Annotated in this window: 6 protein-coding genes; 3 read left to right on the top strand and 3 right to left on the bottom strand. The window is 63.8% G+C overall.

What is annotated here, in order from left to right:
* Positions 1 to 29 precede the first annotated feature (29 nt).
* A complete protein-coding gene (glgA, locus tag ABGV18_RS10345) occupies positions 30 to 1,478 on the bottom strand; it encodes a glycogen synthase GlgA (RefSeq protein ID WP_396585969.1) in 1,449 nt (482 codons plus the stop codon).
* 155 nt (positions 1,479 to 1,633) lie between these two features.
* A complete protein-coding gene (gene glgB / locus ABGV18_RS10340) occupies positions 1,634 to 3,805 on the bottom strand; it encodes a 1,4-alpha-glucan branching protein GlgB (protein ID WP_396585967.1) in 2,172 nt (723 codons plus the stop codon).
* 304 nt (positions 3,806 to 4,109) lie between these two features.
* Here glgB and glgC point away from each other — a divergent pair, with 304 nt between their 5' ends.
* The 3 genes from glgC (at position 4,110) to malQ (ending at position 8,643) form a co-directional block, all read left to right on the top strand.
* Positions 4,110 to 5,378: a glucose-1-phosphate adenylyltransferase gene (gene glgC / locus ABGV18_RS10335; protein WP_396585968.1), complete on the top strand. Its 1,269-nt coding sequence runs from the start codon at positions 4,110 to 4,112 to the stop codon at positions 5,376 to 5,378.
* Between the two features lie 110 nt (positions 5,379 to 5,488).
* Positions 5,489 to 7,207, top strand: coding sequence for a glycoside hydrolase (locus ABGV18_RS10330; protein ID WP_396585966.1), 1,719 nt, complete (start codon positions 5,489 to 5,491; stop codon positions 7,205 to 7,207).
* Positions 7,204 to 8,643, top strand: coding sequence for a 4-alpha-glucanotransferase (gene malQ, locus ABGV18_RS10325; RefSeq protein ID WP_396585965.1), 1,440 nt, complete (start codon positions 7,204 to 7,206; stop codon positions 8,641 to 8,643). Before ABGV18_RS10330 ends, malQ begins: the two co-directional genes overlap by 4 nt.
* A gap of 85 nt (positions 8,644 to 8,728) precedes the next feature.
* On the opposite strand, the gene ppc is transcribed toward malQ, so the two are convergent.
* On the bottom strand, positions 8,729 to 11,551 hold the full coding sequence (gene ppc, locus ABGV18_RS10320) for a phosphoenolpyruvate carboxylase (RefSeq protein ID WP_396585964.1): 2,823 nt from the start codon (positions 11,549 to 11,551) through the stop codon (positions 8,729 to 8,731).
* Positions 11,552 to 12,086 lie beyond the last annotated feature (535 nt).

Genomic DNA, 12,086 nt, shown 5'->3' with positions numbered 1-12,086 from the left:
CTGGGCTGGGCTGGTCTGGAATCGATTCATCATTTTGTTTCAGCGTTCGATATCGCTTGATAGAGATCGAGGTACGAGCGGGCACTGGCGCCCCAGTCGTATTGCTGGGCCATCGCCCGCTGGCGTACCTGTTTCAGGTCGTCCGGGCGATTGAACAATGCCGTGAACTCGTCGATCGACCAGAGGATCGAGGTGACGTCGACCTGGCTCATCACGATGCCCGTGGCGCTGCCGTCGCGCAGGGTGGCCGGCGTGGCCGGAGTGACCGTGTCGGCCAGACCGCCCACGCTGTGGACGATCGGCACCGTGCCGTATTTGAGACTATAGAGCTGGTTGAGTCCACAGGGCTCGAAACGACTCGGCATGATGAACGCATCGCCCCCTCCCTCCAGTCGATGAGCCAGTCCCTCGTCGTAGCCGATGCGCACCGCGATGCGCTCGGGATCGGCCTCGGCGCGTGCCCGCAATGCCTGTTCGAAGCGTCGCTCGCCACTGCCCAGGCAGGCGAACTGCACGTCGCGCTGGCCGAGCATGGAAAGAGCCTGGATGACCAGGTCGATCCCTTTCTGTTCCACCAGCCGACCGACGTGCACGATCAGGGGCACGTCGTCCCGTATCGGTAGGCCCAGCTCTTTCTGGAGGGCGGCCTTGTTGGCCGTCTTGCCGTCGAGCTTGTCGCGCGAATAGGGAGTGACCAGGGCGGGGTCGTTCTTGGGGTCCCAGTCCGAGCCAATCCCGTTGAGGATGCCGACCAGCGAATCGCTGCGATGGCGTAGCAGCCCGTCGAGTCCGTAACCGAACTTGGCTGTCTGAATTTCTCGGGCGTAGTTGGGGCTCACCGTGGTGATGCGGTCGGCGAACACGATGCCGCCCTTGATGAACGACATGTTGCCCCAGAACTCGAGGCCGTCGGGTCGCCACAGGCTCCACGGCAGCCCCAGTCGTTCGAAGGTCGAGCGGTCGAAGACGCCCTGGTAGGCGAGGTTGTGCAGGGTGAAGACGGTCTGCGGTTTTTCGGCCTCGTGGAGCAGGGCCGGGATCAGGCCGGTTTGCCAGTCATTGGCGTGGACCACGTCCGGGCGCCAATCGGGATCGACCTCGCCGGTGGCGAGGGCAACCGCGGCGCGGGCGAACAGGGCAAACCGGTCCGGGTTGTCGTGCCAGGAGTTCCCGTCCGGCCCCATGTAGGGATTGCCCTGACGGGCCGAGAAGGTCGGGTGATCCACCAGGTAGGTGCGCACGCCGCTATCCGGCATGACGGTGTGCAGGATATCGACCGGCTGGCCGAGGACGTCGAGACGAGCGATATGCTCGGTCATCTGGTCCTCGCGCAGGGCCAGGTCGCCGTAGCGCGGCAGGACCAGGCGCACGTCGACACCCAACTCGGTCAGCGCGGCGGGCAACGCGCCGGAGACGTCGGCGAGCCCCCCGGTCTTGATCAGGGGATAGGCTTCACTCGTCGCAAACAGCACAGACAGCGACACGTCGGTATCTCCTCGATATCGGTTAGGGCGGCCAAGCGGGACCACGCCGGGAAGGTGTCACGACTCGGGGTAACGATGAATGCGCTCCCCTAAGGACGCCAAGTATCGCATGTTATCGGACCGCGGTGGTTCGGCACAGCGGGAGCATTTCAGTCGCCTGCGTGCTTGAGTACGACCGCGGACAGACCGGGCAGGTCGAGCGTGAGGTTGGCGGGCTGATCGTGCATTGGCACGGCCTGGGCCGTGCTGGGCGACGGGTTGTGGCCTGCGCCGCCAAATCCCTCGCCGTCGGTGTTCAGAAGCACCTGGTAGCGCCCGGCGGCGGGTACGCCGATGCGGTAACCGGGGCGGTCGACCGGGGTGAAGTTGAAGACCACCACCACGGTCTCGGAATGGCCGTGACGACAGAAGCTGATCACCGACTGGTTGCGGTCGCTACAATCGATCCAGGCAAAACCGCCTGCGTCGAAATCGCGTTGGTACAACGCCGGTTCGTTCCGGTAGCGGAAATTGAGTTGGTCGACCAGGGCCTGGATGCCCTGGTGCAACGGGTAGTCGAGCATCCACCAGTCGAGTTCCCGCTCATGCGACCACTCGTTGCCCTGGCCGAATTCGGTGCCCATGAACAGGAGCTTCTTGCCGGGAAAGGTGTACTGCCAGGCGAACAGCAGGCGCAGGTTGGCGAAACGCTGCCACTCGTCACCCGGCATCTTGCCGGGCAGGGAGCGCTTGCCGTGCACGACCTCGTCGTGGGAGAGCGGCAGGACGAAGTTTTCCGAAAAGGCGTATAGCAGCCCGAAGGTCAGCAGGTTGTGGTGGTATGGGCGGTGCAGGGGGTCTTCGGCGAAGTAGGCGAGGGAATCGTTCATCCAGCCCATGTTCCACTTCATGGAAAAGCCCAGCCCGCCATGCTCCGGTGGCCGGGAGACCATCGGCCAGGCGGTGGATTCCTCGGCCATCATCAGGGTGCCAGGGTTGCGCGAGAGAATCGTGTGGTTGAGCCGCTGCAGGAAATCGATCGCCTCAAGGTTTTCCCGGCCGCCGTGACGGTTGGGTAGCCAGTCGTCGGCTTCGCGGGAGTAATCGAGATAGAGCATCGAGGCCACCGCGTCGACACGCAAGCCGTCGAGGTGCAAGTGCTCGATCCAGTACTGCGCCGAGGCGATCAGGAAGTTCTGCACCTCGCGCCGGCCATAGTTGAAGATCAAGGTGCCCCAGTCACGATGTTCGCCACGGCGCGGGTCGTCGTGCTCGTAGAGGGCGCTGCCGTCGAAGCGCGCCAGGGCGAACTCGTCACGCGGAAAATGCGCGGGTACCCAGTCGAGGATCATGCCGATGCCCGCGGCGTGCGCGCGGTCGACGAAACGGCAGAAGGCGGCCGGGCTGCCGAAGCGACTGGTGGGGGCGAAGTAGCCGGTGGTCTGGTAACCCCAGGAGGCATCGAAGGGGTGTTCGGTGACCGGCAGCAATTCGATGTGGGTAAAGCCGCGTTCCTGGACGTAGGGGATCAATTGATCGGCCAGTTCGTCGTAACTGGGAAAGCGCCCGTCGGGCAATCGCCAGGAGCCCAGATGCACCTCGTAGGTCGTCATGGGTGCCTGGTCCCATTGCCATTGCTCGCGGCGGGCCATCCAGTCGTCATCGTGCCATTCGTAGGGCTGGAAGGCCGGCACGATGGCGGCCGTGTCGGGGCGCATTTCGAAGGCTCGGCCGACCGGGTCGGTGCGCAGCTGCGTCTCGCCGGTGAGGTGGCTGGTGATCTCGAATTTGTAGAGATCGCCGACCGTCACCCCCGGCATGAACAGTTCCCAGACGCCGCTGTCACCCAACACGCGCATGGGATGACGACGACCGTCCCAGTCGTTGAAGCTGCCGACCAGGCTGATGCGCTCGGCATTGGGTGCCCAGACGGCAAAGCGGGTGCCGACGACCTCGTCGACCGACAGTACCTGGGCGCCGAGCATCTGCCACAACTGCAGATGGCGCCCCTCGGCGAACAGTTGCAGGTCGAGCTCCCCGACGGTTGGCAGGAAACTGTAGGGGTCGACGATGCCGTAGCGGTGCCCGTCGGCCATGACGACGGTGTGGGTCGGATGTTTGGCTACCCAGGATCGAGGCAAGGTGATCTCGAACAAGCCCGTGCATTCGGGGTGCGCGGTCAGTGCCATCGGCTCGCCGTCTTGATCGACGGTTTCCACCGACTCGGCATGTGGCTGATAGGTGCGCAGCCGGACGTTCTCGTTATCGGCGGCGTGCACGCCCAGCACCCGGTGCGGATCATGGTGGCGGGCGTCGACAAGGGCCTTCAGGTCGTTTTCCATACGGTTTGGATTCCGGTTGTTGTCGCTGGCGTGGGCAGTCGGCAAGGCCAGGCGGATTCGCTTTCCCGACTATGGCATACGCTCAGGATCGCGGCGAGCCCGATTGACGGTCGAAGCGAATTTCCGGTTTCACCGGCTGGCTCGCGGTTGGCAAAATTGGTTGGCCCGTTGCCGGTCGGGCTTCGGTTTTAGACGCGAAATTGTTACACCCCGGAAACATGGATGCGCTAGGCTTTCCACTATAGCCTGCGGCAACCCGCCGGCCTGCCTCGATCACATGGAGAGCGAGAGGAAACTCGGGATGATTGTCGATAGCCCCAAGCGACTGGTCAGTCGAATCACCAGGGACACGTTGGCCCTGGTCCTTGCCGGAGGGCGCGGCTCGCGGCTGCGCCAATTGACCGACTGGCGTGCCAAGCCGGCCGTGCCCTTCGGGGGCAAGTTTCGCATCATTGACTTTCCACTCTCCAATTGCGCCAATTCCGGCATCCGCCGCATGGGTGTACTGACACAGTACAAGGCCCATTCACTGATAAAGCACGTCCAACTTGCCTGGGGCGGCAATCACGTCGCGCGAGGCGAATTCGTCGAGCTGCTGCCGGCCCAGCAGCGTATGAACGACCAGTCGTGGTACAGCGGCACGGCGGACGCGGTCTACCAGAACATCGATATCCTGCGCTCCCACGACTCGGAATACACGTTGATCCTCGCGGGCGATCACATCTACAAGATGGATTACGGTCCGATGATCGCCTTCCACGTGGAGAAGGGGGCGGACCTGACGGTCGGCTGTATCCATGTCCCGGTTGAAGAGGCCGGTGCCTTTGGCGTGATGGGTATCGTGGAAGGGGGGCGGGTCGACTCGTTCGTCGAGAAGCCCGATAACCCGCCGACGCTGCCGCATGCCCCGGACCAGTCGCTGGCCTCGATGGGCATCTACGTCTTCCGCACCGACTTCCTGTTCGAACAGCTGATCCTGGACGCCGACGATCCGGACTCCGAGCACGATTTCGGCAAGAACGTGATTCCGCGCTTGATCGAGGACCACAACGTATACGCCTATCCGTTCTGCGAGCCGGGCGCCGAGAACCATTCCTACTGGCGCGACGTAGGTACCATCGACGCCTACTGGGCGGCCAACCTCGAGCTGATCGGTGTCGAGCCCGAGCTGAACCTCTACGATACCGAGTGGCCCATCTGGACCTACCAGGAGCAATTGCCGCCGGCCAAGTTCGTCTTTGACGAGGACGGCCGCCGCGGCATGGCCATCGATTCGATGGTCAGCGGTGGTTGCATCATTTCCGGTGCGATCGTGCGCCACTCGCTGCTGTTCTCCAACGTGGTGGTGCGTGACCAGGCCTACGTCGAGGATTCCGTGATTCTGCCGAACGTAGAGGTGGGCGAGGGCGCCGAGGTGCGTCGAGCGGTGATCGACAAGGGCTGCGTGATTCCATCCGGGATGCAGATCGGGGTCGACCTGGCAGCGGATCGGGAGCGGTTCGAGGTGAGTCCCAACGGCGTGGTGCTGGTCACTCCGCAAATGCTGGGGCAAAGGCTGCACATGGTGCGCTGATACCCACCCCGATCGAGCCCCGGGTCTGCCCGGGTGATAACTGACACCCTCGGGACAGTGTCCTCTCCGACAAAACCGGACGCCCTTGGCGTCCAGATGGATATATCCGCATGCCAACCAAGCTATCCTCCAGACCGCTGCCGGTCGTGTTTCTCTGGCACATGCATCAGCCGGAGTACCGCGACCCGCGCGACGGGGTCTACCAGCAACCCTGGACCTATCTGCACGCGATCAAGGACTATGCCGACATGGCTGCACACCTGGAGCGTTGGCCGGGTGCACGGTTGGTGGTCAACTTCGTTCCGATCCTCCTTGAGCAGTTGGAGGACTACGCGGCACAGATCGATTCGTATCAGCGCAGTCGCCAGGTCGCCGACCTGCGTGATCCCTTGCTGGTGAGTCTCGCCGAGCCGGGCGCATTGGTCGGTGATCAGCGCCTCGTGGTGATCGAAGCGTTGTTGCGTGCCAATCGCGCGCGAATGATCGATCGCTTCGAGCCGTTCGCCCGGCTGGTGGAGACCGCCGATGCGTTGCTGCAGACTCAAGATCCCGGCGGGTACGTCAGTGACGCCTTCATCGGTGACCTCTCGACCTGGTACCACCTGGCATGGTGCGGAGAGACCCTGCGGCAGTCGGATCCGGTGGTTGCCGAGCTGCTTGACCGGGAGGGCGGCTTCGATGCCGAGTCCCGACAGGCCCTGCTCGGTGTGATCGGCGAGACGATCGGCGGGTTGTTCGACCGTTTCCGGGCCTTGGCGGATCGGGGCCAGATCGAGCTCTCCATGACGCCCTACGCCCACCCGATCACACCGCTGTTGCAGGACCTGCGCGCCGGATTGGAGGCCGAACCCGACGCGCCGCAGCCCCTTGCCGAGAGCTATCCCGGCGGTGATCAGCGTTCCCGTTGGCACATCGAGCACGGTCGCGCCGTTTTTCAGCGGCTGTTGGGCCGCGATCCCGCCGGTTGCTGGCCCGCCGAGGGCGCCATATCGGATGCCACTTGCCGCTTGCTCGATCAGGCGGGTTTTGCCTGGGCAGCCAGCGGCCAGCAAGTGCTGCGCAACAGTTTGAATCACGCCCACCAGACGCTTCACTGCGACCATCAGGTGTACGCGCGCCCCGGGCAGGAACTCCGATTGTTCTTCCGCGACGATGGGCTCTCCGATCGAATCGGCTTCGATTACCAGAACTGGCATGCCGACGATGCGGTCGAGGACCTGGTGCATCACCTGGTTTCGATTGCCGACACCTGCGATCACCTCGGGGTGGAGGCACCGCTGGTGCCGATCATCCTGGATGGCGAAAATGCCTGGGAACATTACCCGGATAACGGTTTCTGGTTGCTCGATGGTCTGTACAAGCAGTTGTCCGCCCACCCGCGCATCGAGATGACCACCTTTTCGAGCTTTCTGGAAGCGAAGCCGCCGGCCGTGGAACTTGATGCGCTCGTCGCCGGTAGCTGGGTTTACGGCAATCTCGCGACCTGGGTGGGCGAGACGGCCAAGAACCGGGCCTGGGATCGGTTGGTCGACGCCCGTCAGGCCTATCTCGATGCCGAATCGGAGGGCGAGTGGGACGAGGACATGCAGATGCGCAACGGTCTGCAACTGGCCGTCTGCGAAGGGTCGGACTGGTTCTGGTGGTTCGGGGAGGACAATCCCGCCGAGGCAACCCGTGATTTCGACCGGTTGTTTCGTCTGCAACTGGCACGCCTCTACGAACTGATCGACGTGCCGGTGCCGGCCGTATTGGACGAGCCGATCAGTGTGCCGACCCATGATGCCAATCAGGTCACTGGCGGTGGCACGATGCGCCGGGGGCAGGCGTGAGCACCGAGCCCCCAGCAACCCGGCGACGGGCGGGCCTGCTGCTACCCATTGGCAGCTTGGCCTCGTCCGGTTTCGGCGAGCATGCCCATGAGGTGCTGCGTTTTTTGCAGCGGTCAGGATTATCGGTCTGGCAGGTATTGCCACTGGGGCCGACCCACCCCGACAACAGTCCCTATCAGTGCCTGTCGTCGTTTGCGCTGGAGCCGGCTTACCTCGATGAACGAGAACTGGCCGACGACACCGCTTTCAAGCGTTCGACCCCGGTGAGTGCGCGCCGGTTGGGAGAGGGTGCCGGTCAGGAGTTGCGCGCGGCGTTTGCTCGGTTTCGAGAGCGCGAGTCGCACTGGATCGAGGACTACGCGCGGTTCATGGCGATTCGCGAAACGCAGGACGGCCGTTGCTGGCTGGACTGGCCGGCGGGACTCCGTGATTGCGAGCCGCAGGCCATGCAGGCATTCGAAGAAGCCCATGCGGCGCGGATCGAGGCGCTCGTGTTCGAGCAGTTTCTCCTCGAACGGCAATGGCAGGCCGTGCGCGACGAGGCGCGCGAGAGGTCGATTCTCCTGTTCGGGGATCTGCCGATCTTCGTGGCGGGTGATTCGGCCGATGTCTGGGCACATCGTTCACTGTTTCAGCTGGATGCCACCGGTCGTTCCCACGTGGTGGCCGGTGTGCCACCGGACTATTTCTCCGCCACCGGGCAACGCTGGGGCAACCCGCTGTTCGATTTCGAGCGCATGGCCGAGGATGGATTCGCCTGGTGGAAACAAAGGCTGGCCCGTCATCTGGCCCTGTACGACTGGGTCCGGATCGACCACTTCCGCGGGCTGGCCGCTTACTGGGCGATACCCGCCGATGATCCCGATGCCACCGGAGGACGATGGGTGCCCGGGCCGGGCGCCGCGCTACTCGAGGCGCTTGAGTCCGTCGGGGGGGCGGACCTGCCGCTGGTGGCAGAGGACCTGGGGGTGATCACGCCCGACGTGACCGAGCTGCGTGATCGTTTCGGTTTGCCCGGGATGGTGGTACTGCATTTTGCCTTCGACGGCGATGAGGATAATCCTCACCTGCCCAGGCACCATCGGCCCGATAGCGTCGTCTACACCGGGACACACGACAACGACACCACCTTGGGGTGGTGGCACTCCCTGGATGAGCCGGGGAGGGCGCGCGTGCGTCGGTGGCTCGAGACGATGCAGGGCATCGATCCGGCCACCCCGATGCCCGAGGCATTGATCGACTCGGCATTGGCCTCCGAGGCCAACCTGGCCATGTTGCCAGTCGGCGATCTGCTGGGCCTGGGCTCGGAGGCACGCATCAATGTCCCCGGCACCCGTGAGGGGAACTGGTGTTGGCGTCTGCCCGACGGTGCGCTCGATGACGGGCTGGCCCAACGGATGCTTGCCCGCCTCGCCCGTCACGATCGCCTCGCCTGACTGACAACCCATCGATGAGCTGACAAAGAAAAGGCCACCGCCCGCGTTCGGGTGGTGGCCTCGGTTGACCGGCCGGATGATTCGATCAACCCGTGTTGCGCATCCCCGCGGCAATGGCGTTGATGCTCCGCAGCAGGGGCGGTAGCCACTGCTCGCGATCGCCTTCCGGCACGCTCTCGTTACGATGGCGCGACAGCAGGGTGATCTGGATGTGGTTGAGCACGTCCAGATAGGGGTTGCGACGCATCATCGAGGTGCCGATGTACTCGTCGATATCCACCAGGGAGTCGGCGTGGGCAACTTCCAGCAGCTGCTCGACGGCACAATCGTACTCCGTCCGGATCTTCTCGTAGACCGCCTGAGCTTGCTCCTGATCGCCGACTAACCCGGCGTACTCACGGGCGATGTTCATCTCGCCCTTGGTCAGCGACAGCTGCGTGTTGCGCAGCATGCTGTGGAAGAACGGCCATTGCGCGAACAACTCGTGAAGCAACTCTTCGCGGCCCGGGTTTTCCTCGCGCCAGCGCTTGAGTGCCGAGCCCATGCCGTACCACGCCGGCAGGGTGTGCCGCGACTGCGACCAGCCGAACACCCAGGGAATCGCGCGCACCGAGGCCTTGGAGAGATCGCCTTTCTTGCGCGAGGCGGGGCGCGACCCGATATTCAGCAGGCCCAGCTCGCGAACCGGGGTCGCTTCGTGGAAATAGTGGAAGAAGAACGGCGTGTGGTCGGTGAGATCGCGATAGGCCTCCTCGCCGAAGCGAGCCAGGTCGCCCACCACATGCTCGTATTCCTCCGGCACCGGAGTCTCGTCCACGACCTGGTGCTGCGAGGCCTTCATCAGCCCGGTCGCGCCCATGGTCAGCTCGTAGATGGCCGTCTCGTTGTTGCTGTACTTCGAGGACAGCACCTCACCCTGCTCGGTGAACTTGATCTGGCCCTCGACGGTGCCCTGCGGCAGCGACAGGATCGACTCGTGGGTCGGGCCGCCGCCGCGTGCCACCGTGCCACCTCGGCCATGGAACAGGCGGCACTCGATGCCGTGGCTGCGGGTCAGGCGGATGACGCGCTTTTGCGCGTTGTACAGGCTCCAGACCGAGGCCAGCGAGCCACCGTCCTTGCAGGAGTCGGAGTAGCCGAGCATGACTTCCTGGAGTTCGCCGGAGGCGCGCACCAGACCCCGGTAGGTCGTATTGTCGAACAGCGTACCCAGGACGTGCTCGATGTGCTTGAGGTCCTCGATGGTCTCGAACAGCGGCGAGACCTGGATGTCGCTGAACCAGTCACCGGCGTCATTCTTGCCGACCAGGCCGGTCAGCGAGGCGAGGTACATTACCTCCATCACGTGACTGGCCGAATGGGTCATCGAGATGACGTAGGTGCCAAAGCACTCGCGGCTGATGTGATCGATCAGCTGGCGCTTGACCTCGAGTACTTTGAGTACCTCGCGTGACTTCTCGCTCAGCCCGTCGTCACCGAGGGCCTCGGCCCGGTGCTCGCCGGCCTCGACCAACTCGCCGAGCACGCGGGTGCGATCGTCTTCGGCGAGGTTGGCGTAATCGATCTCAGGGGCCAGTTGCTTGAGGATCTCGGTGACGGTTTCGGTGTGCTCGGTGGATTCCTGGCGGATATCCAGTCGCACGAGATGCCAGCCGAACGTCTCGGCCAGGCGGGTCAGGTCCTTGAGTTCACCCTCGGCCAGAAGGCGATCACCGATGCCGATCAGCGAATCGCGCAGGCGGTACAGGTCGTCCAGGAACGCGTCCTTGCTCTGATAGGCGCGCGGGTCGAGGCCGGTCGGGTTGCCATCGAGTTCGCTGTGGATGTAGGCGAGGTTGTAGCGCAGGCGCTGGCGGATGGCACGCAGTTTCAGACGATAGGGTTCCTCGGGGAAGAACTCGCCGTTTTGCTGGTTGGCCTCCAACATGCCGAGAGCGTCGGCATCGTCCTTGAGCTGCAGTTGCTGGCAGTCGATTTCCGGCACCAATTGCAGGGAGTGGGTCAGGATGCGCTTGAGTGTCTCGAGCCGATCCAGGTATTCCTTGAGAATGGTCTCGGAGGCCAGGCAAACGGCCTGGACGGTGACGTCGTGGGTGACGTAGGGGTTGCCGTCGCGGTCACCCCCGATCCAGGAGCCGAACTTGAACAGGCTGGGGACCGTGATCGGCGTGTCCGGGTTGGCGTTGTTGTAATTGAGGTTGACGGCCCGCTCGAGATAGCGGTACGCCTTGGGCACCGCCGCGAAGATCGAGGTGCGGAAGTAGTACATGCCCAGCCGGATCTCGTCGGAGACCTCGGGGCGCGTCGTGCGCACCTCGTTGGTGCGAAGCAGGGCGAGGATGGTCGATTTGACTTCATCCAGCAGGCGTTCGCGCTCGACACCGGTGGATTCCGGGCGGTCGAGTTCGCCGCACAACAGGAAGATGCGGCGCTGGAGGTCCATGACCGTGCGGCGCTTGGCTTCAGTCGGGTGAGCGGTGAATACCGGCATGTACACCAGTTGGTCGAGCAGACCCTGGAGCTGTTCCGAGGTCATGCCCTCACGTTGGAAGCCGCGGATGGTGTCGTAAAACGAGCCCCGCCACAGTCGCAGGCCGCGACGGATCTGGCGGCGACGATGCTGATGGGAGTAATCTTCCTCGGCGATGTTGACGAGGTTGAAGTACAGGCCATAGGCACGTACGACCAGGTTGAGGCTGTCGGCGTCGAGCGCTTCGATCTCGTCCATCAGCTCGCGGTAGAGCTCGGGGTCGTAGCTTTTGCGCAGGCGGATGAAGCCACGACGCAGGCTCTCGACGGTGTCGAACACCGCCTCGCCGGCTTGTTCGCGGAGCACTTCGCCGAGCAGGTTGCCAAAAAGGCGCACTCGGGCGCGCAGGGCCTTATCCTTGTCTTTGCTTGTCGTCATCGCGTATGAGTTCTCGCGGCTTGATGGTTGCGGCCCCGAGCCGGGGATTGCCCCGGCCCGGAGTGGCCCGCCCGACCGCGGGGACCCTGGGGTTGGCCCGTGGGAAGGGGTCGGGATCGTCGGGCAAAATCGCGGGCATTATAGCGATTTCTGGCCTCTCTTGCCGGTTTCCGCCCCAATCCCCGCCCTGGCGGGATCCGGGTGGTGTGCGTGCTTGGCCGTCGTTCCTTGTTTCCCGCCATGGCCGTCATGGAAATCGAATCGGCGTTGGCTACCCTAATGAAAGGGTCGATCTCGACGTGAGGCGTGTCAACATGGCGCGAACCTTGCTCCTTCAAGGTGAAATGGGTTGTTACAACCACCATGGCGAGGTTGCAACCGGGCGTGTGTCTTTCAAGGCCGACCAACCTTTGACGCCGCGGCGATCCAGGCGCATGGTCAAGGGTTGGGCAAAGCCCGCCAGGGCGCGCGATCGGTCGATCGCCCTAGCTAAAGTTGTTTGGCAATCCGTCGTTTTTTAACCGTTGGACGGTTA

This window comes from Guyparkeria halopsychrophila, from assembly GCF_044582135.1.
GTDB lineage: Bacteria > Pseudomonadota > Gammaproteobacteria > Halothiobacillales > Halothiobacillaceae > Guyparkeria.
The sequence above is the reverse complement of the archived record's forward strand: the minus strand, read 5'-3'. Positions and strand labels throughout refer to the sequence as shown.